At 73.0% G+C, this 24946-nt stretch carries 22 protein-coding genes; 13 read left to right on the forward strand and 9 right to left on the reverse strand.

The window, feature by feature from the left end; all coding sequences use genetic code 11:
• Nucleotides 1-45 precede the first annotated feature (45 nt).
• From ABZ865_RS03955 to ABZ865_RS03980, 6 genes are all read left to right on the forward strand, one after another.
• Nucleotides 46-399 (forward strand): hypothetical protein, encoded by a 354-nt coding sequence (locus tag ABZ865_RS03955; RefSeq protein ID WP_361223321.1) that lies wholly within the window; start codon nt 46-48, stop codon nt 397-399.
• A 25-nt stretch (nt 400-424) separates the two neighbouring features.
• A complete protein-coding gene (locus ABZ865_RS03960) occupies nt 425-1672 on the forward strand; it encodes an FAD-dependent oxidoreductase (RefSeq protein ID WP_361223324.1) in 1248 nt (415 codons plus the stop codon).
• Nucleotides 1673-1751: 79 nt separating this feature from the next.
• On the forward strand, nt 1752-2117 hold the full coding sequence (locus tag ABZ865_RS03965; protein ID WP_073892950.1) for an Rv2175c family DNA-binding protein: 366 nt from the start codon (nt 1752-1754) through the stop codon (nt 2115-2117).
• A 98-nt stretch (nt 2118-2215) separates the two neighbouring features.
• A complete protein-coding gene (gene thiE, locus ABZ865_RS03970; protein ID WP_361223328.1) occupies nt 2216-2863 on the forward strand; it encodes a thiamine phosphate synthase in 648 nt (215 codons plus the stop codon).
• Nucleotides 2864-2983: 120 nt separating this feature from the next.
• Complete coding sequence (gene metF, locus ABZ865_RS03975; RefSeq protein WP_361223331.1) at nt 2984-3907, forward strand: methylenetetrahydrofolate reductase [NAD(P)H]; 924 nt, start codon at nt 2984-2986, stop codon at nt 3905-3907.
• Between the two features lie 56 nt (nt 3908-3963).
• On the forward strand, nt 3964-4881 hold the full coding sequence (locus ABZ865_RS03980) for a hypothetical protein (RefSeq protein WP_361223334.1): 918 nt from the start codon (nt 3964-3966) through the stop codon (nt 4879-4881).
• 19 nt (nt 4882-4900) lie between these two features.
• On the opposite strand, the gene ABZ865_RS03985 is transcribed toward ABZ865_RS03980, so the two are convergent.
• From ABZ865_RS03985 to ABZ865_RS04005, 5 genes are all read right to left on the reverse strand, one after another.
• A complete protein-coding gene (locus tag ABZ865_RS03985; protein ID WP_361223337.1) occupies nt 4901-6412 on the reverse strand; it encodes an NAD(P)/FAD-dependent oxidoreductase in 1512 nt (503 codons plus the stop codon).
• Nucleotides 6413-6458: 46 nt separating this feature from the next.
• The gene (locus ABZ865_RS03990) at nt 6459-7103 is read right to left on the reverse strand and encodes a DUF4126 domain-containing protein (protein ID WP_361223340.1); all 645 of its coding nucleotides are present in this window, start codon (nt 7101-7103) and stop codon (nt 6459-6461) included.
• A gap of 367 nt (nt 7104-7470) precedes the next feature.
• Nucleotides 7471-8100, reverse strand: a complete 630-nt coding sequence (locus ABZ865_RS03995) for a TetR/AcrR family transcriptional regulator (RefSeq protein ID WP_361223343.1) — start codon at nt 8098-8100, stop codon at nt 7471-7473.
• 59 nt (nt 8101-8159) lie between these two features.
• Nucleotides 8160-10244 (reverse strand): YhgE/Pip domain-containing protein, encoded by a 2085-nt coding sequence (locus tag ABZ865_RS04000; RefSeq protein WP_361223345.1) that lies wholly within the window; start codon nt 10242-10244, stop codon nt 8160-8162.
• Nucleotides 10216-11094, reverse strand: a complete 879-nt coding sequence (locus ABZ865_RS04005; protein WP_361223348.1) for an ATP-binding cassette domain-containing protein — start codon at nt 11092-11094, stop codon at nt 10216-10218. Before ABZ865_RS04005 ends, ABZ865_RS04000 begins: the two co-directional genes overlap by 29 nt.
• 162 nt (nt 11095-11256) lie before the next feature.
• Between ABZ865_RS04005 and ABZ865_RS04010 the strand changes: the two genes are divergently transcribed.
• From ABZ865_RS04010 to ABZ865_RS04020, 3 genes are all read left to right on the forward strand, one after another.
• The gene (locus tag ABZ865_RS04010) at nt 11257-11829 is read left to right on the forward strand and encodes an SAV_6107 family HEPN domain-containing protein (RefSeq protein WP_361223351.1); all 573 of its coding nucleotides are present in this window, start codon (nt 11257-11259) and stop codon (nt 11827-11829) included.
• Between the two features lie 229 nt (nt 11830-12058).
• The gene (locus tag ABZ865_RS04015) at nt 12059-12829 is read left to right on the forward strand and encodes a methyltransferase (protein ID WP_361223353.1); all 771 of its coding nucleotides are present in this window, start codon (nt 12059-12061) and stop codon (nt 12827-12829) included.
• 277 nt (nt 12830-13106) lie between these two features.
• Entirely contained in the window at nt 13107-13490 is a 384-nt protein-coding gene (locus ABZ865_RS04020; RefSeq protein WP_361223356.1) for a DUF3040 domain-containing protein, read from the forward strand.
• Between the two features lie 72 nt (nt 13491-13562).
• Here the strand turns inward: ABZ865_RS04020 and ABZ865_RS04025 are convergent, their stop codons facing one another.
• The 4 genes from ABZ865_RS04025 to ABZ865_RS04040 form a co-directional block, all read right to left on the reverse strand.
• Nucleotides 13563-15950, reverse strand: coding sequence for a DUF3488 and transglutaminase-like domain-containing protein (locus tag ABZ865_RS04025; protein WP_361223359.1), 2388 nt, complete (start codon nt 15948-15950; stop codon nt 13563-13565).
• A gap of 16 nt (nt 15951-15966) precedes the next feature.
• Nucleotides 15967-17328, reverse strand: coding sequence for a DUF58 domain-containing protein (locus tag ABZ865_RS04030; RefSeq protein ID WP_361223361.1), 1362 nt, complete (start codon nt 17326-17328; stop codon nt 15967-15969).
• Nucleotides 17328-18368, reverse strand: a complete 1041-nt coding sequence (locus ABZ865_RS04035; protein ID WP_361223364.1) for a MoxR family ATPase — start codon at nt 18366-18368, stop codon at nt 17328-17330. Before ABZ865_RS04035 ends, ABZ865_RS04030 begins: the two co-directional genes overlap by 1 nt.
• A 245-nt stretch (nt 18369-18613) precedes the next feature.
• Nucleotides 18614-19225, reverse strand: coding sequence for a carbonic anhydrase (locus tag ABZ865_RS04040; RefSeq protein WP_361223367.1), 612 nt, complete (start codon nt 19223-19225; stop codon nt 18614-18616).
• Nucleotides 19226-19583: 358 nt separating this feature from the next.
• Between ABZ865_RS04040 and rsmH the strand changes: the two genes are divergently transcribed.
• The 4 genes from rsmH (at nt 19584) to ABZ865_RS04060 (ending at nt 24946) form a co-directional block, all read left to right on the forward strand.
• A complete protein-coding gene (gene rsmH, locus ABZ865_RS04045; RefSeq protein ID WP_361223370.1) occupies nt 19584-20540 on the forward strand; it encodes a 16S rRNA (cytosine(1402)-N(4))-methyltransferase RsmH in 957 nt (318 codons plus the stop codon).
• An 84-nt stretch (nt 20541-20624) separates the two neighbouring features.
• Entirely contained in the window at nt 20625-21227 is a 603-nt protein-coding gene (locus ABZ865_RS04050) for a septum formation initiator family protein (RefSeq protein ID WP_361223373.1), read from the forward strand.
• 5 nt (nt 21228-21232) lie between these two features.
• Nucleotides 21233-23236, forward strand: a complete 2004-nt coding sequence (locus tag ABZ865_RS04055; RefSeq protein WP_361223376.1) for a penicillin-binding transpeptidase domain-containing protein — start codon at nt 21233-21235, stop codon at nt 23234-23236.
• Between the two features lie 54 nt (nt 23237-23290).
• Nucleotides 23291-24946 carry a UDP-N-acetylmuramoyl-L-alanyl-D-glutamate--2,6-diaminopimelate ligase gene (locus ABZ865_RS04060; protein ID WP_361223379.1) on the forward strand — a complete coding sequence of 552 codons (1656 nt, stop codon included), beginning with the start codon at nt 23291-23293 and terminating at the stop codon, nt 24944-24946.

Raw genomic sequence — 24946 nt, forward strand, 5'->3', positions numbered from 1 at the left:
ACCCTAGCCCGCGAAGCCGTTCGCTTGTAAAGGGAGCCTCTGCCCATGGCCCGCTCGCTCGACGGACTGATCCTCGCCCCGGTCGCGGACCAGGCCCCAGGTCAGGTGGGCACCCGTACCCGGTTCGCGTACCACGAGAAGGACGGCGAGATCTGGGCCGAGTACGCGGGCGGCGACGTCGTACGCGGCCATCTGGTCGGCACCCGGGACGGTGACCGGCTGGACTTCCGGTACGTCCAGCTCAAGCACGACGGGACCACGTCCTCGGGGCACTGCGTGTCGACCGTCGTCGAGCTTCCGGACGGGCGGGTGCGCCTGGAGGAGGCCTGGGAGTGGGAGTCGCAGCCGGGCGCCGGGACGAGTGTCGTGGAGCAGGTCCGCAGCACGCCCGCTGACTGACGTGTCAGTTGTCTATGGTGATCGGGTGAGCGAGCAGACAGCGCAGGAAGGCACCGCGCACCAGGGCGCGGGACGGGAGCGGCGCGTGGTCGTCGTGGGTGCGGGCATGGCCGGGGTGCAGACCGCGGTCGCCCTGCGGGAACAGGGTTTCAAGGGCACCGTGACCCTCATCGGCGCGGAACCCCATCAGCCCTACGACCGGCCGCCGCTGTCCAAGGCCGTGCTGCTCGGCACGTCCGAGGGCTCCGCCTTCGACGTCGACTTCGAGTCGCTCGACATCGAACTGCGGCTCGGCTGCGAGGCGCTGGGCGTGCGCCCCGCCGACCACGCACTGGACACCGAGGCCGGGCCCGTCCCGTACGACGTCCTCGTCCTCGCCACCGGCGCCGAACCGATCCGGCTGCCCGGCACCGAGGGCGTGCCCGGCGTGCATCTGCTGCGCACCCTGGACGACGCCGAGCGGCTGCGGCCCGTGCTCGCCCGGCAGCACGACATCGTGGTCGTCGGCGCCGGCTGGATCGGCGCCGAGTTCGCCACGGCCGCCCGGGAGGCCGGCTGCTCGGTGACCGTCGTCGAGGCCGCCGGCCGGCCGCTGGCCGGCGCACTGCCCGCCGAGGTCGCCGCGCCGATGACCGCCTGGTACGCCGACAGCGGCGCCGAACTGCGCACGGACGCGCGCGTGGAGCGCGTCGAGCCCGGCGAAGTGGTGCTCGCGGACGGCTCGCGGCTGCCCGCCGGCGCCGTCGTGGTCGGCATCGGCGCCCGCCCCGCCACCGGCTGGCTGGCCGGCTCCGGCATCGAGCTGGGCGGGTACGGCGAGGTCGTGGCCGACGACCACCTGCGCACCTCCGCCGAGGACGTGTACGCGGTCGGCGACTGCGCCTCCTTCCCCTCGGCCCGCTACGGCACCCGGCTGCTGGTCCACCACTGGGACAACGCCCTGCAGGGGCCGCGTACGGTCGCCGCGAACATCCTCGGCCAGCAGACCGTGGTCTACGACCCGGTGCCGTACTTCTGGTCCGAGCAGTTCGGCCGGTTCGTCCAGTACGCGGGCCACCACGCCACCGCCGACCGGATGGTGTGGCGCGGCGACCCGGAGGGCCCGGCCTGGACGGTGTGCTGGCTGCGCGAGGACCGGCTGGTCGCCCTCCTGGCGGTGGGCCGCCCGCGTGACCTGGCCCAGGGCCGCCGGCTGATCGAGTCGGGCCGCCGCATGCACCCCGAAGCCCTGTCCGACCCGGGCCGCCCGCTGAAGGACGCCACGGCGGACTAGGCGCGTCGTCCCAGACGCGTCGTCCTCGGTGGACGGGCCTGACTTTCGACTGTCGGTGGTGGATGGCAGGCTTATGTGCGTGACCGAGATTGACGCAAAGATCGATGCTCTCGTGCCCGCCTGGCTCACCCTCCCCGACATCGCCGAACAACTCGGCGTCGAGGTGACGCGCGTGCGGCAGCTGGTCAAGGAGGGCCAGCTCATCGCCGTACGCCGAGGTGAGAACCGGGCGCTGCACGTCCCCGCCGCCTTCATCGACGGGGACAAGGTGGTCAAGGGCCTGACCGGGACCCTGACGCTCCTGCGGGACGACGGCTTCACGGACGAAGAGATGATCGAGTGGCTCTTCACCCCCGACCCGACCCTGCCCGGCACCCCCGCGCAGGCCCTGAGCGAGAATCGGGGTACGGAGGTGAAGCGCCGGGCCCAGGCGCTCGCTGTCTGAACCCACGCACCTCGGGGGGCGTACCGGCCGCGGCCCGGCCCGGCCCGTACGCCACCCGCTCGCACGCCCACGGACACCGACCACGGGGGGACCCACGCATGTCCGACACCGCCCGCTCCGCTCTCGCCGACGCCCGGCTCTACCTCTGCACGGACGCCCGCCGGCGGCAGGGCGACCTCGCCGAGTTCCTGGACGCGGTCCTGGCCGGCGGTGTCGACATCGTGCAGCTGCGCGACAAGGGCATGGAGGCCGCCGAGGAGCTGGAGCACCTGAAGGTCTTCGCGGACGCCTGCGCCCGGCACGGCAAGCTGCTCGCGGTCAACGACCGGGCCGACGTCGCCCACGCGGCCCGCGCCGACGTGCTGCACCTCGGCCAGGGCGACCTCCCGGTGCCCGCGGCCCGCGCGATCCTCGGCGAGGACGTCCTGATCGGCCGCTCCACGCACGCCGAGTCCGAGGCCGCCGCGGCCGCCGTCCAGGAGGGCGTGGACTACTTCTGCAGCGGCCCCTGCTGGCCGACGCCGACCAAGCCGGGCCGCCACGCCCCCGGCCTCGACCTGGTCCGGTACACCGCCGCCCTGGGTACCGACCGGCCCTGGTTCGCCATCGGCGGCATCGACCTGGACAACCTCGACCAGGTGCTGGACGCGGGCGCCCGCAGGGTCGTCGTGGTCCGCGCGATCACCGAGGCCGACGACCCGGGCGCCGCGGCGGCGGAGTTCGCGAAGCGGCTGCGGCAGGCCTGAGAGCTGCTTCCGGGGCCGAGTGTCCAGGTTTTTGTCCAAGGGGTGGACAGGAGCCCGACAATTCGGTCAAATTGCCGATGTCCGGTTGGGGGACCGCTCACCCCTGGCTAACCTGCCGGTATGGCCCTCGGAACCGCATCCACCAGGACTGATCGCGCACGCACCGTGCGGGACATCCTCGCCACCGGCAAGAGGACGTACTCGTTCGAGTTCTCCGCGCCGAAGACCCCCAAGGGCGAGCGGAACCTGTGGAGCGCGCTCCGGCGGGTCGAGGCGGTCGCCCCCGACTTCGTCTCCGTGACCTACGGCGCCGGCGGCTCCACCCGCGCGGGCACGGTCAAGGAGACCGAGCAGATCGTCGCCGACACCACGCTCACCCCCGTCGCCCACCTGACCGCGGTCGACCACTCCATCGCCGAACTGCGGAACATCATCGGCCAGTATGCGGACGCGGGCATCCGCAACATGCTCGCCGTGCGCGGCGACCCGCCCGGCGACCCGATGGGCGACTGGGTGCCGCACCCCCGGGGCCTGACCTACGCGGCCGAACTGGTCCGGCTCATCAAGGAGTCGGGCGACTTCTGCGTCGGCGTCGCCGCCTTCCCCGAGATGCACCCGCGCTCCAGCGACTGGGACACCGACGTCTCCCACTTCGTGGACAAGTGCCGCGCGGGCGCCGACTACGCCATCACGCAGATGTTCTTCCAGCCGGAGTCGTATCTGCGGCTGCGCGACCGGGTGGTGGCCGCGGGCTGCGAGACCCCCGTCATCCCCGAGGTGCTGCCCGTCACCAGCGTGAAGATGCTGGAAAGACTTCCCAAACTCAGCAATGCGCTTTTCCCGCCCGCCCTGAAAGAGCGGATCCTCACAGCGAAGGACGACCCGGCGGCGGTACGCTCCATTGGCATCGAGTTCGCCACGGAGTTCTGCGCACGGCTGCTGGCCGAGGGAGTGCCCGGACTGCACTTCATCACGCTCAACAACTCCACGGCGACCCTGGAAATCTACGAGAACCTTGGCCTGCACCACCCTCCGCAGGCCTAGACCGGCCGCACCGTGATACGACACACTGCGTAGCTGTCACTGGGAGAGGGGCGTACATGGGCTGGACGGTCCTCTACATCGCGTTCGGCGTCGTCGCACTGTGGTTGCTCGGCGAGGTGCTGCTGCAGTACAAGGCGCGGCTGCGCTGGCGGCTGCTGGCGTTCGTCGGCTTCCTGGGCGTCGTGCTGGGCGTGCTGATGCCCTCCGTGATCGTCATCGGGGTGGGCGCGATCGCCTTCGCGATCGGTCAGACCTACGTCACGCTGTCCTTCCGCCGCGGCTTCGCGGCCGGCTGGGCGGTCAAGCGCCCCGACGACGAGACCGGCGGCGGCAGCAAGCGTCGCCGCGCCAGGGCGGGCCGCCAGGACCCGACCTTGGAGGTCTCCGACCTGGAGGAAGCCGAGGGCGACGAGCGGGACGCCGACTACGACCGCGAGGCGCGGCTCGCCTACGGCGACGACGACTACGACCGCGACGACGTCTTCACCCCGGCGAGGGGCTCCGAGCCGTCCGCCGCCGAGACCACCTCCGTCTACGAGCCCCAGCCCCTGCCCGAGGACACCGGCTCCTACGGCGTCTACGGCGACCAGCCGGCCCACGCGGGCGCCGCACAGCCCCAGGGCGCCGACCAGGCCTACGCCTACGACTACTCGGGCTACGCCCAGCAGGGCTACGGCTACGACACCAGCGGCCAGCAGGGCTACGCCAACTACTCCGACCCGTACATCGGCACCCAGTCCTACGGCGGCACCTCGTACGACACCGGCTACGCCCAGCAGCAGTACGCGCAGCAGGGCTACGGGCAGGACGCCTACGGCACCGGCGGCTACGGCGAGACCCCGGCCGGCGGGGTCTGGGTCCCGCAGCAGCGCACCGACGAGACCTACGGCGGCGAACTCCCGCAGGAGCAGCCGTACCCGTACCAGGGCCAGGCACAGCCGGGCCACGGGTACGACGAGCAGTACCGCTACTGAGGTCCGCGTCCGGTACCGCTCACTGCGAGCCCCGGAAGTCCGGCCCCTCCACGATCAGCCCGGCCGCCAGCGCACCCGACATGCCGGCGTGCGGGAGGCCGCCGCCGGGGTGCGACCAGCCGCCCACCCGGTACAGCCCGGGCAGCCGCGTGCTGTTGGCCGGATGCAGGAAGCGGCCCCCGCCCGCGGCGAGCGCGGGAGCGGGCACGGCCCCGGAAAGGGTGCCCGTCTCGCCCGCGGTGTGCCCCGGGGTGCGCACCTCGTGCCACAACAGGCGCTCGCGCAGGCCGGGCAGGGCGCGCCCGGCGGCTTCGAGGAGGAGGTCCGTGTAGCGGCGGATGGTGGCCTCGTCCTCCCAGCCGGCCTCTGTCGAGACCGCGGCGGACACCACGACCGACTCGTGCGCGTCGTCCGGCCGCAGCGCGGGGTCGTCGGGGCGCAGCACGGTCACCGTGGGGCACACGGGCAGGTCGCCGCCCGGGGCGACCAGGAGGTCCAGCTCGCGCTCGGCGTCCGGCGCGTGGACGACCGTGCGGTGCGCGGCCCCGGCCTCGCGTCCGCCGCGCAGGGCGAGCAGTAGGGTGAACCGCCCGGCCACCGGCGACAGCTGGTCGGCCCGGACGTCACCGTCCGCGTCCAGCGGATGCTCCGTCAGATCGCGTAGCCGCGCCGGGTCCACGTCCGCCACGACATGGTCCGCCTCGGCCACCGTGCCGTCCGCCAGTTCCACCCCCGCCGCCCGGCCGTCCTTCTCCACGATCCGGGTGACCTCGGCGCCGAAGACGAACTCGACCTTCCGCTTCAGGCACCGCTCGTACACCGCCCGCGCCAGCTCCCGCATGCCACCGCGCACGTACCAGGTGCCGAAGGCGTGCTCCATGTACGGCAGCACGGCCGCGCTCGCCGGGGCGGTGCGGGGATCGAGGCCGTAGGCGAGCGCGTGGCTCTGCAGCAGGGCCGTCAGCCGCTCGTCATGCAGCTCCCAGTGGCCGACCTCGGACAGCGTGCTCGCCCGGCGCGTGCGCAGCAGCCGCTTGTGCGGGACGGCCGGATACGGCTCCCGCTCCGCCAGCACCTGCCAGTTCGGCCACAGAGGCTCTTCCAGCAGGGGACGGCGGGTGCGGTCCCAGGCCTCGCGGGCCCGCACCAGGACGTCGCCCCAGCGCTGCCCCGCCCCCGCGCCCAGGGCCTCGTCCAGGGCGGCGACGACACCCGCGCGCGAGGCGTTCGGCAGCGACACCTCGGTGCCGTCCGCGAAGACGTGCCGGGCGGCCGGGTCGACCTGGACCAGCTCGACCGTGTCCTCCAGGGACTCCTTGCCGGTCTTGATGAACAGATCGCGGTAGACGGCGGGCAGCGGCAGCAGCCCCGGGCCGGTGTCGAAGGCGAACCCGTCCCGCTCGAAGCGGCGCACCGCACCGCCGTACGTCTCCGTACGCTCGTACACCGCCACCCGGTGGCCCGCGACGGCCAGCCGGGCAGCGGCCGCCATCGCGCCCATCCCGGCGCCGATCACCGCAATCCGTGCCATGCCTGCGACTTTATCGACCGGCACCGACAATCCGGTCGGCGGGCGGTCAGCCCGGTGGTCCGGACAGCCGCGAGGCCAGCCGCCGCTCCTCCCGGCGCTGTGCCCGCCGCCGCAGAAAGCGCCGGATGCGGGAGACCAGGAACAGCAGCACCACCAGCCCGGAGACCAGCAGCACGGCCGCGATGACCGCCGCCGCCTCCGGGTGGAACATCGCGAACGAGACGATCCCGGCCACCCCGAGATCCTCGGCGGTGCTCAGCACGAAGTTGCTGAACGGCTCCGGCGAGGTGTTGACCGCCATCCGCGTACCGGCCTTGACGGTATGGCTGGCCAGTGCCGTCGAACCGCCGATCAGCCCGGCCGCCACGTCCGACAGAGACCCGCTCTGCCCGGCGAGCAGTGCCCCGACCCAGGCGCCCGCGAGCGGCCGGACCACCGTGTGCACGGAGTCCCACACCGAGTCGACGTACGGGATCTTGTCGGCGACCGCCTCGCACAGGAAGAGCACGCCCGCCGCGATCAGCACCTCGGGGCGCTGCAACGTCTGCGGCACGTCGTCACTCACCCCCGTCGCGCCGAAGAGGCCGAGCAGCAGCACCACCGCGTAGGCGTTGACGCCGCTGGCCCAGCCGCTGGTGCTGTGCCTTCTGGGGGACACCCCCAGACCCCCGGCCAGGGGGAGTACGGACACGGAGGCGATCGTAGCCAGGCGGCGGGCCCGCGTCGTGGGCACGCGCGCGGGCGCCTGAGTATCCGTACCTAGGCGGCGAGATGAGTACCCGCGCGGATGGGCCCGGAGCTGCGGGAACGGGAGAGTGGAGACACGGCAAGGGGGCGCGGCCCGGCACCGCCGACACGGGGCGGCGGAACGGCGCCCGCCCGCCGGCCGCTCCTTCCGCCGATCCGTCGGCGGAAGCGAGGCGGGGGACCCGGGGCGGACCACCACGGGGGACCACCGGGGGAACCGTACGGGGAGTACGGGAGGAAGTACGGGGGAGCGGGAAGGCGCCGGTGCGAGCGGACCGGCGCCTTCTTCGTGCCCTGCTGTCCGCCCCTGTTCAGCCCTTGCCGCTCACGCGTCCCTGGAGCAGCCGGGACAGGGCCGCGTGGACGTCGTCCAGGGAGCGCTCCGGCTGGAACGACTTCCAGTCCAGGGCGGCCACCAGCACCATGCCGACCAGCGCGGCCGCCGTCAGCTGGATGTCGATCTCCTCGCTGAACTCGCCGGCCTCGACGCCGTCGCGCAGCACCCCCTCCACGACGGCGACGGCCTCCTGCCGGACCACCATCAGCGTGGACTGCCAGGCGCGGTTGGTGCGCCACAGCTCGGCCACGTACAGCTGGGTGAAGGCGGGGTAGCGGTCGATGAAGACCAGGCCCGCGCGGACCATCGCGTCCAGGGCGTCCACCTTGCTGCCGCCCTGGGCCGCGGTCCGCTCGGCCGCCTCCCGCAGGGACGCGGTGAGCAGGCCCACGCCGTGCCGCAGCAACTCCTCGAAGAGGACCGACTTGCTCGCGAAGTTGTAGTAGACCGTGCCCTTCGCGACCCCGGCCCGCTCCGCGATCTCGTCCACCGTGGTGGCGGAGAAGCCCTGTTCGGCGATGAGGGTGACGGCCGCCTCGTAGAGCTTCTGCCGGGTGGCCTCGCGGCGGGTGCTGCCGCCGGACGTGGCGCTGGTGCTTTCCATGGACCCGATTCTCACAGGTACGCGCGCGTGCGGGGTCTCCTTGGGGATCACAACCGGCATCACAGGCTCAGCTCGGGATGGAGCCGGTCCAGCGTCCACACCTGGCGGCGCCGGGCCGCGAGCGCGGTGAGGGCGAGGGCGAGGGCGGTGTACGCGGCCAGGACGCCGCAGGCCCCCCACACGGGTCCGAGCCCGCCGCCCGTGATCAGCCGGCGCAGGGCGTCCACGATGTGGCTCATCGGCAGGAACGGGTGGATCGCGTTGAAGAAGCCCGGGCTGGTCTGCACGGGATAGGTGCCGCCCGCCGAGGTCAGCTGGAGCATCAGCAGCGCCAGGACGAGGATCCGGCCGGCCGCGCCGAAGCGGGCGTTCAGCCACTGCACGATCGCCGCGAAGCACGCCGTGACCAGGAACAGGAAGCCGATCGTGCCCGCCGCGCGGGCCATGTTCAGGCCGATGCCCCAGTGCAGGACGGACATCAGGGCGACCGTCTGCAGCACGCCCACCGCGACCACCGGGAGCCAGCCGGCCAGCGCGATCCGCCAGGCGGACGAACCGGCCGCCAGGGCACGCCGGTTGAGCGGCGGGATCAGCATGTAGGCGACCATCGCGCCCACCCACAGGGACAGCGGGATGAAGTAAGGGGCGAACCCGGTGCCGTAGTTGGGCGCCTTGTGCAGGTCGTGGGAGGCCAGCTGGACCGGGTCGGCCATGACGCCGGTGCGCCGGTCGCGGTCCTGCTTGTCGTAGTCGGGGATCTTCTTCGCCCCGTCGTGCAGACCGCCGGCCAGCTTCCCGGAACCGCCGACCAGCTTGTACAGGCCGCCGTTCAGGGTCCCGGCGCCGGACTCGGCGGTGCCGATGCCCTTGTCCAGCCTGGTCGCGCCGGAGTCGGCGGTGCCGATGCCGGCGTGCAGCTTCTTGGCACCCGCGGCCACCTCGGCCGCGCCGCCGTTCAGCTTGTTGATCTTCTTGACCGCGTCGTCCACGTCCTCGTAGAGGTGCGGTGCGCGGGCGGCGAGGGCGCGGGCCTGCTTCTGGAGCGTGCCGAGGTTGTCCCGCAGGGTCTTCAGGTCGCCGTTCTGGTCGGCGATCAGGGTGTTGAGGTCGTCGGCGACCGTGGCCACGTCGGCGGCCGCCTGCTTGGCCCGCTTCAGGTCCGGGCAGACCGGGTCCGGGATCACCGCGGTCTCGCAGCGCGCCTTGTAGACCTCGGTCAGGACCGTGGCGGAGGCGTGGGCCGTCCTGGCCGCGCCGGGCGCGAGCTTCACCATGACGTCGAGGTTGTCCTGGACCGTCTTGGCCGAGTCGGCGACCAGGCGGGCGGTGTCCCCGATGGTCTTCTCGTTGTCCTTCAGGAACGGGCCGGCCTTCGCGTAGACGCCGTTGACGTTGTCGGCGAGCGCCTGCGTGCCGTCCGCGACCTGCCGTGAGCCGTCCTCCAGGTCGCCCGCGCCCGTGTGGAGCTTCGTCAGGCCCTTGGAGAGCTTGCCGCTGCCGCTCTTGGCGTCCTTCAGTCCCTCGGCGAGGTCCTTGGAGCCCTTCTCCGCCTTCCCGATGCCGCCCTTGAGGCGGTCGGCCCCCTTGGCGGCCGTGACGGTCTTGTCGTGGATGGAGGAGAAGGAGACGAAGATCCGGTCCAGGAAGGTCCGGGACGCCTTGGTGGACGCGGCCGAGCGGACCTCGTTGAAGACCGTCCGGGAGATCTGGCCGACGATGTAGTTGTTCGCGTCGTTCGTGCGCACCTGGAGCGCGCCGGTCTGTGGGGAGCCGCCCGAGCTGGAGGCGATGCGCGCGCTGAAGTCGGCCGGCATCGTCAGGGACAGGTAGTAGGTGCCGTCCTCGACGCCCCGGCGGGCCTCGGCGTCGCTCACCTCGTGCCACTCGAAGGTGCGGCTGTCGCGCAGCCCGTCGACGATGTCGTCGCCGGCGGTGACCTTCTTCCCGCCCGCCGTGGCGCCCTTGTCCTCGTTCACGAGGGCCACCGGGATCCGGTCCAGGCGGCCGTACGGGTCCCAGAAGGACCACAGGTACAGGGCGCCGTAGAGCAGGGGCAGCGCCAGCAGCGCGACCAGGGCGGCGCGCGGCAGCCTGCCCCGCCCGAACCGCTTCAGCTCAAGCGCGGCCAGCCGGGGCGAGCGCATCGTCCTCCGCCTCCTTCTGGGGTTGGTCCTGGTCGTCGTTCTGTTCGCTCTGGTCGTTCTCTTGGTGCTGGCCGGTGGGCCGGTCGGCCTGGTCGGCGGTCCGGTCGTCTGTCGGGTCGGTGGGCCGGTCGGCGATCCCGTCGCCCTCGTCGGTGGTCCGTTCGTCGGGTCCGGTGCGGACGGTGACGCAGTCCTCGGGGGCGGTACGGCACACGGCGAGCACCGTCGTGCCCGCGCGCGTGAGGGACCGCAGCAGGTCCCAGACCTCGGCGCGTTCGCCGTCCGAGAGCTTCAGATCGGCGTCGTCGACCGCGAGCAGCCGGGGCCGGCCGACGAGGGCCAGGGCGACGGACAGACGCAGCGCCTCCAGCCGGTCCAGGTCCCGCACGGCCGTGCGGGATCCCTTGGGGAGCGTCTCCAGGTCGAGTCCGGCGGCGGCCAGGGCCGCGTCGGCGCGCAGCCGGGCCTCGTGCACGCGGTGCGCGTGCGGTCGCAGCGCCTCGCGCAGGGAGTCGCCGAACCGGCGTTGCAGCAGGGCCCGTTCGCGCAGGTGCTCCCCGACGGTCAGGGCCGGCTCCAGGTCGGTGACGCCGGGCACGTTGGCCACGGCGCTGACCCGGCGCACGGCCGGCATCTGCCGGGGAAGCGTGAACCCGCCCACGGCGGCCGTTCCCGCCGTGGGCTTCATCCGTCCGGTGAGCGCGAGCAGCAGACACGTGCGGCCGGAGCCGGACGGTCCCTCGATCGCGACCAACGAGCCGGGCTTCGCCTCGAAGCCGATCCCGCTGAAGGCCCACCCCCGTGGCCCCTTGAGCCCGAGGCCCTCGGCCGTCAGGTCCGCGCCGTGCACGTGCCCGCCCCCCCCCATTTTTTGAACTGACTGGTCAGTTCAAAAGTATGCCCGAACTTTCGATCGAGGCAAAAGAGCAGGTCAGAACGGATTGTCAGTGGCATACCTCACGATGGGCACATACGGCATTCGTGCCGTCACCCAGACGACAGGAGGTTCGTCATGGCCAACCCGTCCGCAGCCGCCGCACGCCGGCGCCGCGCCACCGGCCCTGCCCCCTCACTGACCGGCCCGGCGAGCGACGTGCACCCCGTGCTCCGCCGGGCCACGGCCCCGCCCGCCGTACTCGACCTGCTCGCCCAGGCCCGCGCCGGACTCGACGAGGCCGCCGGCCTGGAAACGCCCAACGAGCGCTACGCGACGGCCCACCTCGCCGCCCTGCGCACCGCCGCCGCCGTGCTCGCCGCGCGGGGCCGCCCCGAGCCCTCGCCCCGCCGCCGGGCCCGCATCCGCAGCGCCTGGGAGGTGCTCCCCGAGATCGCGCCCGAGCTGACCGAATGGAGCGCCCTGTTCGCCTCCGGCGCCGCCCGCCGGGCCCGTGCCGAGGCGGGCATCCAGGGTGCGGCCGGGCAGCGGGACGCCGACGACCTGATACGCGACGTCGCGATGTTCATCCGCATCGTCGAGCGGATGCTGGTGCTCCAGCCCGTCCTGCCCCAGCCCCGCCAGGACACCGCCGATCCCGTCGGGCCGGACCGTCCGCGAGCCCGCGACGAACTCCCGGACGCGGGCTGACCCGTCCCGCTCCCCGGCCTCCCCTTCCCGTCTCCCGCCGTCCCCTTCCCGCCTCCCCGTCCGCCGTACGAGACGCACTCGGCAGCACCTCGCCGCGGTGCCGGGTACGGCGGCGGAGGCAATAGGGTGGAGACGCCTGCAGCCTCCCCACCTCCCGGTTCCGGGCCGGGGAGGCACCCCGTTCGCGCCGCCGGGCAACAGGCGGTGCCGCGCCGAGGAGTCAACTGCCGTGTCGGACCCGATGCGCCCCCGTTCTTCCCTCCGTACCGCCGTGGTCTGGGAGGTCCTCCAGGACGCGCTCGACCGCCGCGTCAAGGCGACGGGGCGGGAGTCGCTGGACGTGCTCGACACCGGGGGCGGCAGCGGCAACTTCGCCGTGCCCGTCGCCCGCCTCGGCCACCGCGTCACCGTCGTCGACCCCAGCCCGAACGCGCTGTTCGCGCTGGAGCGCCGGGCGGCCGAGGCCGACGTCGCCGACCGGGTCAAGGGTGTCCAGGGCGACGCCCACGGCCTCTTCGACGTCGTCGAGCGCGGCGGCTACGACGTGGTGCTGTGCCACGGCGTCCTGGAGTACGTCGACGACCCGGCCGAGGGCGTGCGCAACGCGGTCGCCGCGCTGCGGTCCGAGGGTGTGCTCAGCCTGCTCGCGGCCGGACTCGGCGGCGCGGTGCTCGCCCGGGCCCTCGCCGGCCACTTCAAGGAGGCCAAGCAGGCCCTGGAGGACCCCGACGGCCGCTGGGGTGCCGGCGACCCGGTTCCGCACCGCTTCACCGCCGAGCAGCTCACCGCGCTGGTCGAGGGCGCGGGCCTCAAGGCCGGCGCCGTCCACGGCGTGCGGGTCTTCGCCGACCTCGTGCCCGGCGTTCTGGTGGACACCGAGCCCGGTGCCCTCGACGCCCTGCTGAAGCTGGAGGCCGCCGCGGCAGAGCTGCCGGCGTTCCACTCCGTCGCCACCCAGATCCACGTGCTCGGCGAGACGCAGGGGGCCACGGAGGCCTGAGCAGCCTCCCGAGACCCGCCGCTGATCAGGGGCTTGGCGGCAGATGGAGTACGCCACAAGCCCCCCGATCGAGCGGTTTGCGCCGTATGATCGAGGTACACCGCCCGGCATGACGGGTCGGCCGCCGGGGAATGGAAGCCTCAGCGAGCCGGGCCGGCCATGACGGACTCCGGTTGGCCAATTGGCGTAGAGGGGCGGGTTTCACGGGGGCGATTCCCTGCCTATCCTGAAGGGACCCCCCGGGTCGCCCCGGCGACTGCACGATGAGGAGGACTCCGTGCCGCTCTCGGAGCACGAGCAGCGCATGCTCGAGCAGATGGAGCGAGCGCTGTACGCCGAAGATCCGAAGTTCGCGTCAGCGCTTGAGGGAAACGGGCTGCGGACGTACACCCGGCGGCGGGTCTACCAGGCGGCTGCGGGCTTCCTCGTAGGTATCGCGCTCCTCATGGCCGGAATGGTCGCACAGCAGATCTGGATCAGCGTGGTGGGCTTCCTCGTCATGCTCGGCTGTGCCGTACTCGCCGTCACGGGCTGGCGAAAGGCCCCCAAGCCGGGCGAGCAGCCCCCGGGTGTCCCGCGCCGTCAGGTGCGGCAGAAGCGTTCGATGATGGACCGGATCGAGCAGCGCTGGCAGCGCCGCCGCGACGAACACGGCCGCTGAAACAGCAGCAGACGTACTGAGGGGTGACCACCGGCCGGTGGTCACCCCTCAGCTCTCTCTTGCTGCTTCTCCTCAGCCCCGCTGACCCGACGGCCTGCGCAGCGTCGGCCGGGCCGCCGTCGCACGGGCCTTGAGGTTCGCCCACCGGGCCGACGCCGCCCACAGCACCCGTACCGCGGAGCGCGGGGCGAGCAGCGCCCGCAGCCGGGTCCGCCGGCCCACCGTGCCGTTCAGCGCGGCGATCACCCGGCGCACGTCGTCCGCCAGTCCCGCCACCGGGCGCGGCCGGGGCGCGTACAGCGCCTGCTCCAGCGCCTCCGCCACCCGGTGCACCGCGGCACCGGCCGCCGGGTCGAGATGACCGAGGCGGACGATCCGTGCCGCCGCCTTGCGTGGGGTCTGCGACTCGTCCGGCAGGATGCCCACGTCCCAGGCGCTGTCGGTCAGCTCCTGCCAGGCCGCCAGCGTGTGCGCCGCCGCGCCCTCCTCGGTCCGGGCGTGCCCGCCCAGCCGCGCGGCCCGTACCCGGGCCCGCCACAGCATCGGCGACAGCGGGATCGCGAGCACGAGCAGCACCCCGAGCCCGATCAGCGGTGCCCACGGCCCGCCCGGCGTGCCGCCGCCACCGCTGTGCGCCGCGGGCGCCGCGGACGGGTCGCCGCACGCGTCGATCCGGCGCATCCGGCCCGTGCAGTCGTCGCTCGGCGAGGCCGCCGCCGACGGCGCCGTGCTCGATCCGTGGGACGGCAGCGCCTGCTCCGGCAGCGAGCTGCTGGGCGTGTCCGGCTGGGTGTACGACGGCACGGTGCCCCGGGTCGGCGTCGGCTCGAAGCGGGTCCAGCCCACGCCCTCGAAGTACAGCTCGGGCCAGGCGTGGGCGTCCCTGAGGCTCACCGACACCGAACCGTCCGCCTGCGGGGTGCCGGGCGCGAAGCCCACCGCGACCCGGGCCGGGATGCCCAGCGTGCGGGCCATCGCGGCCATCGCGAAGGAGAAGTGGACGCAGAAGCCCTGCTTCTTCTCCAGGAACTTCGCGATGGCGTCCGGGCCGCGGCCGACCTCGACCTGGGTGTCGTACTGGAAGCCGCCGTTGACAGCGAACCAGTCCTGGAGCTTGACCGCCTCGTCGTAGTGGCTCGTCGCGCCCTCGGTGATCTCCCTGGCGGTGCGGGCCACCACCTTCGGCAGCCTGGACGGCACCTTGGTGTACTCGCGCTTCAGGGCGGCCGGCGGCTCCGGAGCGGAAGCCAGCTGCTGCGCGCTCGGCTGCACGTCCAGGCTGGTCACCTCGTAGCGCTCGCCGCGCGTGTTCTGGCCGTGGTCGCCCACGAGGGTCATGCCGACGGGCTCGTACCGCCAGTTGCCGCCGACCTTCACGCCGCTCGGCGGGTAGGGCATCGGCAGCCAGTCCTGCGCGTACCAGTCGGCCGCCGTGATCGTCGTGCGGATCGTGGTGCGCCGGACGTCCGCGCCGAGGCCCATGGGCGTCGGGAAGGCGTCCGGCACGCCGATGATGTGCCGCTGGGACGGCTTCCAGGTGGTGCCGTCGAAGTCGTCCAGGGAGACGATCCGCACGTACATGTCCGACAGGTCGGTCGTGCTGGTCCTCAGGGACAGCACCTGCCGGTCGGTGTCCACGTTCAGACTGTCGCGCAGCGACACCAGGGGGTTGACCGCGGAGATCGTCCCTCCGCCGCCGTTGCCCGTGCCGACGCCCGTTCCGGCCGGGCCCAGCAGGCCGCCCTGCATCGCGGGCAGGGCGAGCGGCACCACCAGGGCGACGCCGAGGGCGACCGCGCCGATCCGGCGTCCGGTGCGCACCGGGGCCACCGCGCCGCCCTCCCGGTCGCCCGGGGTGCGGGGCGCGCCGCCGAAGACCCTGCCCCACTGCGCCAGCCGGTCCCGGCCCTCGGCGAGCAGCAGCATCAGATAGCCGGCCGCCGCCACCAGGAACCACAGCCAGTCGGCGGCGCCGTCGGACAGCCCGGCGGCCACCGAGTACAGCGCCAGCAGCGGCAGTCCGGCCGGGGCCGCGCCGCGGAAGGTCACCGCGAGGGTGTCCACCAGCAGATGGATGACCAGGACACCGCCGATCAGCATCAGCTTGATGCCGTCGGTGAGGGGCGCCGGTATCGCGTACCGGTTGACGTCGTCCGAGCCCTGCTGGAGCAGGTCGGCGATGTGCCGCACCGCGTCCGGGCCGGGGATCAGCCCGACGACGGCCTGCTCCCGGGCGAAGACCAGGGTCAGCAGCATCAGCGTGACCAGGACCTGGGCCGCCACGGTCAGCGGCCGCGCCAGCGGCACCCGCCGGGCCGCCGCGCCCACGCCCGTCTGGACGGTCACCAGCAGCATGGTCAGGATCAGCCAGGTGGGCTGGTCGACCAGGGGCAGCAGGGCGCACGAGGCCATCAGCGTGGCCGCTGCGGCGCACAGCGCCAGTCGTGCCCGCCCGCTCATCGCAGGGCCTCCCCGTTCATCGTGGCGTCTCCCCGCTCAGCGCGGCCAGGCCCGAACGCTCCCGGTCCGCCTGCCGCCACAGTTCGTCCAGCGAGGCGCCGCGCGGCACGCTCAGCGCCGTCCAGCCGGCCTCGCGCAGCATGCGCAGCCGCTCCTCGTGCCGGTCGCCCGCCCGCGGTACGTCCGTGGTGTCCCGCACCCAGGTGTCGGGGTCCAGCACGAAGGCGACCGCGCCGCCGCCGCGCCGGCACATCTTGGCCGCCATCGTCGCCTGCTCCTCGTCGAGATCGCCCAGGAAGGCGATCAGCAGCCCCTCGTTCCCGCCGCGCAGCGCGTCGTAGGCCCGGGACAGGCCCGTGCCGTCGGAGTGGTCGATCACCGCGAGGGTGTCCATCATCAGCCCGGCCGCCTCCGCGGTCTCCTGGCCGGCGCCCGCGAACCCCTCGAAGCCCTCGCCGGGCACCGAGCTGCCACTGTCCGTCAGCAGCCGTACCGAGAAGCCGCGTTCGAGCATGTGCACCAGGACCGAGGCGGTGCCCGAGACCGCCCACTCGAAGGCCGAGTCGGGGCCCGCGCCCTCGTAGGCGATGCCCCGGGTGTCCAGCAGCACGGTGCAGCGCGAGCGCCGGGGCTGTTCCTCGCGGCGCACCATCAGTTCGCCGTAGCGGGCCGTGGACCGCCAGTGCACCCGGCGCAGGTCGTCGCCGTAGCGGTAGCCGCGCGGGATCACGTCGTCCTCGCCGGCCAGCGCGAGCGAGCGCTGCCGCCCGTCGCCGTACCCCCTGGCCTCGCCGCTGAAGCGGACCGGGGCCAGCGGCTGGACGCGCGGGATGACCGTGAGGGTGTCGTACGTCGAGAAGGACCGGGTCAGTTCGCACATCCCGAACGGGTCGCTCAGCCGCAGCTGGAGCGGGCCGAGCGGATAGCGGCCGCGCAGGTCCGAGCGGACCCGGTAGGACACCTCGCGGCGGCCGCCCGGCTCGACCCGGTCCAGCACGAAGCGGGGCCGGGGGCCGAGGACGTAGGGCACCCGGTCCTGGAGCATCAGCAGACCGGTGGGCAGCCGGGAGACGTTGTCCATCCGCAGGTGCACCCGGGCCTCGGTGGTGGCGGGCACGCGCGCGGGGGAGAGCCGGCGGCTGCCGGCCACCTGGTAGCGGGTGCGGTAGAGCACGGCCGCGCAGAGCAGGGGCAGCACGGCGAGCAGCAGGCCGACCCGCAGCAGGTCGCTCTGGCCCAGCACATAGGCGCAGACGGCGGCGGCGATCCCGGCGGCCAGGAAGGAACGGCCGCGGGTGGTGAGCCCCGCCAGGGCGGTACGGACGCCGCCCGCCTCTCCGCGGTCGGCCTCCGGCTGCCCCGTCCCCCCGGCGCTCATCACAGACTCCGCGGGGGCTGCTGGGGATAGGCCGGCACGCCCCGGCCGAGCCCGCCGAGGCCGTTCTGCTGCTGCGGGGCCGCGGGCACCGGGGTGCGCTGCAGGATCTCCAGCACGACCTGCTCGGCGGTGCGGCGGTTGAGCTGGGCCTGGGCGGTGGGCAGCAGCCGGTGGGCGAGGACGGCGACGGCGAGCGCCTGGACGTCGTCCGGCAGCGCGTACTCCCGGCCGCTCAGGGCGGCGGCCGCCTTGGCCGCGCGCAGCAGGTGCAGCGTCGCGCGCGGGGAGGCGCCGAGTCTGAGGTCGGGGTGGGTGCGGGTGGCCGCGACCAGCTCGACCGCGTAGCGGCGCACCGGCTCGGAGACGTGCACCCCGCGCACCGCCTCGATCAGCTTCACGATCTCGTGCGCGTGCGCCACCGGCTGCAGGTCCTCCAGCGGTGAGACCCCGCCGTGCACGTCCAGCATCTGCAGCTCGGCCTCGATGCTCGGGTAGCCGACGGAGACGCGGGCCATGAAGCGGTCGCGCTGGGCCTCGGGCAGTGGGTATGTGCCCTCCATCTCGACCGGGTTCTGCGTGGCCACCACCATGAAGGGGCTCGGCAGTTCGTAGGTCTTCCCGTCGATGGTGACCTGCCGTTCCTCCATGGACTCCAGCAGCGCGGACTGGGTCTTGGGGGAGGCGCGGTTGATCTCGTCGCCGATCACGATCTGCGCGAAGATGGCGCCCGGCTTGAACTCGAAGTCCCGGCGCTGCTGGTCCCAGATGGACACCCCGGTGATGTCCGAGGGCAGCAGGTCGGGCGTGAACTGGATGCGCCGCACCGAGCAGTCGATGGACCGCGCCAGCGCCTTCGCGAGCATCGTCTTGCCCACGCCGGGGACATCCTCGATCAACAGATGTCCCTCGGCGAGCAGTACGGTCAGCGAAAGCCGTACGACCTCGGGCTTGCCCTCGATCACGCCCTCCACCGAACTGCGGACGCGCTCCACAGTGTCGGTCAGATCAGCGAGGCTCGATCGATCGTCATAGGTCGTCACCCGGCCCTCCTCGGCCCGTTATTGCCCGGGCCGACGCACTGACGCGAAACCGGCCCACCCCGAAACACGGGCACCGCGCGGAAACAGTTCCGCGCGACGCCACACACCCCGCATTCTTGCTGCCGTTACCGATTCGTGTCACTCGCCTGTGGACAACTGCCCTCAGGATGTCGGTCTTACGGCCATTTCGACCGCGCTTTCGATACCGTGCGGCGGAGTTCTTCCGGGGCGGGGCGGGGCGGGGCTCAGGCCGGGTCGATCTCGCGCAGCAGACCGGTGTGGACGTCGAAGACGAAGCCCCGTACGTCGTCGGTGTGCGGCAGGAACGGCGAGGTGCGCACCCGCTGCATGGACTGCCGTACGTCCTGGTCGACGTCCCGGAAGGACTCCACCGCCCACGCCGGACGCTGGCCGACCTCCATCTCCAGCTCGTGCCGGAAGTCCTCGGTGAGGGTCTCCAGGCCGCAGCCGGTGTGGTGGATGAGGACGACGCTGCGGGTGCCCAGCGCCCGCTGGCTGATGGTGAGGGAGCGGATCACGTCGTCGGTGACGACTCCGCCCGCGTTGCGGATGGTGTGACAGTCGCCCAGGTCCAGGCCCAGCGCGGCGTGCAGGTCGAGGCGGGCGTCCATGCACGCCACCACGGCCACGTGCAGAACGGGGCGGGCGTCCATGCCGGGATCGGTGAAGGAGGTGGCGTAGCGTCCGTTGGCCTCCACCAGGCGGTCCGTCACCGTGTCGGTGCGGGGTATGGCGCCTTCGGGCCCAGTGGGTACTGCTGCGGAAGTCGTCATAACCACGACGGTACTGGTCACCGCCGGAACTGGCCTCGTGTGAGAGCGGACAAAGAACGTCATCGTGGCTTGTTGTGAGCTAACCCACACGGAGGGCAAACCCGGGCCGGACGGGTGAATCCCGTCGAATTGCGGCCCTGGCCGGGATGCGGTACGCGACGCGCAGGCCGGTTGATTGACCGCGAGACAGGGTGGACTAAAGTGACGCGAAGCGGGAGGCCTGGCTCTCCTCGCTGGTGAAACCCCCCGGAGACCCCGGCACCCGCCCGGACCGTCTCCCCGCGTGCGCGGCGCGTACGTACGGCTCGGCCTCCTCCCGCTCCCGGTCGGCTGTCGCTTCCGGCGCCGGCAGGCCTTCCCCTTCACCGAGCGGGCGGGGACCCGGCGGTGCGTACGCCCGCGCCGGACCTGAGAGGCCCCCTTGACCGAGAGTCGACACGTCCCGGTGATGCTCCAGCGGTGCCTGGATCTGCTGGCACCCGCGCTGCGGCGCCCGGGAGCGGTGGTCGTCGACTGCACCCTCGGCCTCGGCGGCCACAGCGAGGCACTGCTGACCCGGTTCCCCGAGGCGCGGCTGATCGGCCTCGACCGGGACACGGAGGCCCTCAAGCTCTCCGGCGAACGGCTCGCCCCCTTCGGTGAGCGCGCCACCCTCGTGCACGCCGTCTACGACGAGCTGCCCGACGTACTGGACCGGCTGCGCATCCCGCGCGTGCAGGGCGTCCTGTTCGACCTCGGCGTCTCCTCCATGCAGTTGGACGAGGCCGACCGGGGCTTCGCCTACGCCCAGGACGCCCCGCTCGACATGCGCATGGACCAGACGACCGGTATCAGCGCCGCCGAGGTCCTCAACACCTACCCGCCGGGCGAGCTGGTGCGGATCCTGCGCGCGTACGGCGAGGAGAAGCAGGCCAAGCGGATCGTCGCCGCCATCGTCCGCGAGCGGGAGAAGGAGCCGTTCACCACCAGCGCGCGGCTCGTCGAGCTGATCCGGGACGCCCTGCCGCAGGCCGCCAAGCGCACCGGCGGCAACCCGGCCAAGCGCACCTTCCAGGCGCTGCGCATCGAGGTCAACGGCGAGCTGTCCGTCCTGGAGCGGGCCATTCCGGCGGCCGTGAAGGCCCTCGACGTCGGCGGCCGCATCGCTGTGCTGTCGTACCACTCGCTGGAGGACCGGCTGGTGAAGCAGGTCTTCGCGGCCGGCGCCGCGAACACCGCCCCGCCCGGGCTGCCCGTCGTGCCCGAGCGCTACCAGCCCCGGCTCAAGCTGCTCACGCGCGGTGCCGAACTTCCCACCGAGGAGGAGATCGCCGAGAACCGCCGGGCCGCCCCGGCCAGGCTGCGCGGTGCCGAGCGGATCAGGGAGGACGCCGAGTGAGCGAACGGGGTCGGTTGGGATTCCGGACCCTCCTCGGGAGCCGGGACACCTTCCGGAGGGCCACCGAGACCCGCCGGAGGGCCAGTGAGTAGGAAACCCGAACTGAGGGGGAGGGCCGCTCAGCTCGCCCGGCTCTTCCCGGCCGGCCGTGCCCGGGCGGCCCGCACCCCGTTCGTGTTCCTCGTGGTCCTGCTCCTCGGCGGCGGCCTCATCGGGCTGCTGGTGCTGAACTCCGCGCTCAGCGAAGGCTCGTTCCAGCTCGACGACCTGCAGAAGCGCACGAAGAGCCTCACCGACGAGGAACAGGCGCTCCAGCGGGACATCGACGCCTACTCGTCCCCCGACGCCCTCCAGCGGCGCGCCCGCGAACTCGGCATGGTCCCCGGCGGTGACCCGGCCTTCCTCGGTCCCGGCGGCACCGTCAAGGGCGTACCGAGCGCCGCCCCCCGGACCGCCGCCCTCACCGAGCCGCTCGCCCCCGAGGCCATGACTCCGGGCGCCGGCCCCGCCCCGGTCCACTCGACCGTCCCGCCCGCCCCGACCGTCCCGTCGGCCCCGCCCGCCGGAGCGCCCGACACCGCCGCCCCCGCCACCCCCGCTTCCACCTCCTCGGCGCCGGCCGCCGCCCCGGCGGCGCCCCCGGCGTCCACCCTTCAGCCCGCCCCCACCCCGACCCCCGGCAGGTGACGGAAGTGTCCGACAGGGAACCGCCGCGCCGCCGCGTGCCAGGGCCCGCCCAGCCGTCCCCGAGCTCCCGGCTCCGCTCGGACCGGGGCGGCCCCGCCCGGCCCCGGGGACCCGTGCGCCGGCAGCCCGGCCCCGGTGCCCGTCCCGTCCGCCGTCCGGCCGGGACCCGGCCCCCGGCCCCGCCCGTCCTCCGGCTCGGCAGCCCCCGGCCCCGGCTGCGCATGGTCAGCCTCGCGCTCACCCTGGTCCTGGTCGCCTTCGTCGTCCGGCTGCTCCAGGTCCAGGCGGTGGACGCGAGCACGTACACCGCGAAGGCCGAACAGAACCGGTACGTCGTGCACACCCTCACCGCCGCCCGCGGCGGCATCACCGACCGCAACGGCGTGGCCCTCGCCGTCAGCGAGGACGCGTACGACATCACGGCCGACCCCATGATGTTCGGCACCAAGCAGCTGAAGATCGGCGACGGACCCGAACAGGCCGCCGCGCTGCTCGCGCCGATCCTCGGTCAGGACCAGGCCACGATCGTCGGAAAGCTCAGGCCGAAGAACAAGGAGTCGCGCTACGCCAAGCTCGCCTCCCGCCAGACCCCCCAGGTATGGAAGCAGATCAAGGACCTGAAGGCCGCCCTCGCCAAGAAGGCCGACACCGACCCCCACTCGGTCAACGTGCTCGCCGGCGTCTTCGCCGACCCCAGCAGCCAGCGCGTGTACCCGGGCGGCAACCTCGCCGCCGGGATACTGGGCTGGGTCAACGCCGAGGGCCGGGGCGGCGGGGGCATCGAGCAGTCGCTGGACAAGCTGCTGTCCGGCAAGGACGGCAAGGTCCGCTACGCCCAGTCCGGCGGCCGTGAGGTGCCCACCGTGGGCTCGACCGAGACGCCCGCCGTGCCCGGCTCGGACGTCGAGCTGACCATCGACCGCGACATCCAGTGGGCCGCGCAGAACGCGATCACCCAGCAGGTGAAGAAGTCCAAGGCCGACCGCGGCTACGTCATCGTCCAGGACACCCGCACCGGCCAGGTCCTGGCCATGGCCAACTCGCCCGGCTTCGACCCGAACGACCTGACGAAGGCCCGCTCCGAGGCCATGGGCAACGCGGCCCTGCAGGACGCCTACGAGCCCGGCTCCACCGCCAAGGTGATGTCGATGGCCGCCGTGCTGGAGGAGAACGCGGCCACCGCGCTCACCCATGTCGTCGTACCGAACCGGCTGCACCGCGGCGACCGGCTCTTCCAGGACGACATGGACCACCGGACCTGGTACCTCACCCTCAACGGCGTGCTCGCCAGGTCCAGCAACATCGGCACCATCCTCGCCGCCGGACAGCTCGGCAAGACCCAGCCCGAGGCCAACAAGGTCCTCTACTCGTACCTGCGCAAGTTCGGCATCGGCGGCTACACCGGGCTCGGCTTCCCCGGCGAGACCCCGGGCATCCTCGCGCCCGCCGCGAAGTGGTCCACGTCGCAGCAGTACACGATCCCTTTCGGCCAGGGCTTCTCCATCAACGCCATGCAGGCCGCCTCGGTGTACTCGACGATCGCCAACGGCGGCGTCCGCATCGAGCCGACCCTGGTGCGCGGCACCAAGGGCGCCGACGGCCGCTTCACACCGGCGCCGCAGCCCAAGAAGACCCGCGTGGTCAGCGAGAAGACGGCCCGAACCCTCGCCCAGATGCTGGAGTCCGTCGTGGACGACGAACACGGCACCGGCATCAAGGCCCGCATCCCCGGCTACCGGGTCGCGGGCAAGACCGGCACGGCCAACCGCGTGGATCCGGCCACCGGCCGCTACCACGGCTACACCTCGTCCTTCGCCGGATTCGCGCCCGCGGACAAGCCTCGCATCACCGTCTACTGCGCCATCCAGAACGCGACGTCCGGCAACTACTTCGGCGGCCAGATCTGCGGTCCCATCTACAAGCAGGTGATGGAGTTCGCCCTGAAGACCCTCCAGGTCCCGCCGACCGGCGCCAGGCCGGCGAACCTGCCCGTCGACTACAAGCCCTGATCAGCCCCCCGGAACGACCCCGGAACGACCCCGGAAAGACTCAGGAACGAACTCGTGACAACGATCACCCCGAACCCCGGGAACCAGGGCGCCCCGAGCCCCTCACTTCGCTCCGGAGCGGGTGCGCCCGGTACGCTCACCGCCGTGCCACACGCTGATCAGTCCCAAACTCCCCAGAAGGGCGCTTCCGTGACATATCCGGGACTGCCCAGGCCGACGCTGCTCCCCGCCACACCCCTGGCGGAGCTCGCCGACCAGCTGGGTGTCACCGCACCGGAGGGCGCCGCCGAGGTCACGGGGATCACCCACGACTCGCGCGCCGTCCGCCCCGGCGACCTGTACGCAGCCCTCCCGGGCGCCCGTCTGCACGGCGCCGACTTCGCCACCCAGGCCGCGAGCCTGGGCGCCGTCGCCGTGCTCACCGACCCCACGGGCGCCGAGCGCGCCGCCGCGACCGGACTGCCCGTCCTGGTCGTCGAGGACCCGCGCGGACGGATGGGCGAGCTGGCGGCCACGATCTATCACCACCCGGGCCGCGACCTGCTCCAGATCGGCATCACCGGCACCTCCGGCAAGACCACCACCGCCTATCTCGTCGAGGGCGGCCTGGACGCGTCCCGCCCCTCCGGGCTCATCGGCACCGTCGAGATCCGCATCGGCGACGAGCGCATCAAGTCCGAGCGCACCACCCCCGAGGCCACCGACCTCCAGGCCCTGTTCGCCGTCATGCGCGAAGGGGGCGTCGAGGCCGTGGCCATGGAGGTCTCCAGCCACGCCCTGGTCCTCGGCCGGGTCGACGGCTGCGTCTTCGACATCGCCGTCTTCACCAACCTCAGCCCGGAACACATGGAGTTCCACTCCGACATGGAGGACTACTTCCGGGCCAAGGCGGACCTGTTCACGCCGGAACGCAGCAAGCTCGGCGTGATCAACATCGACGACGAGTACGGCCGCCGGCTCGCGCGGGAGGCGGCCGTCCCGGTCGTCACCTTCTCCGCCGAGGGCCACCCCGACGCCGACTGGCGCGCCGAGGACGTCCAGATCGGCCCCATGGACTCGGTGTTCACGGTCGTCGGCCCGAACGGCGAGCGCGTCCACGCCAAGTCGCCGCTGCCGGGCCCCTTCAACGTGGCGAACACCCTCGCCGCCCTCGTCTCCCTCGCCGCGGCCGGCCTCGACCCGCAGACCGCCGCCGACGGCATCGCCGCCGTACCGGGCGTCCCCGGCCGCCTGGAACGGGTGGACGCCGGGCAGGCCTACCTCGCCGTCGTCGACTACGCGCACAAGACCGACGCGGTCGAGTCGGTGCTCAAGGCGCTGCGCAAGGTCACCAAGGGCCGCCTGCACGTCGTCATCGGCTGCGGCGGCGACCGCGACCGGACCAAGCGCGCCCCGATGGGCGCCGCGGCGGCCCGGCTCGCCGACACGGCCGTACTGACCTCCGACAACCCCCGCTCGGAAGACCCCCTCGCGATCCTCGCGACCATGCTCCAGGGCGCGGCCTCCGTGCCCGCGCACGAGCGTGGCGAGGTGCTCCTCTTCGAGGACCGGGCCGCCGCCATCGCCGCCGCCGTGGGCCGTGCCGGACCGGGCGACACCGTGCTGGTCGCGGGCAAGGGCCACGAGCAGGGCCAGGACATCGCCGGGGTGGTCCGTCCCTTCGACGACCGCCAGGTGCTTCGCGAAGCTATCCAGAAGACCCAGGGATGA

It is taken from the genome of Streptomyces sp. NPDC047085 (assembly GCF_040643735.1).
Classification (GTDB): domain Bacteria; phylum Actinomycetota; class Actinomycetes; order Streptomycetales; family Streptomycetaceae; genus Streptomyces.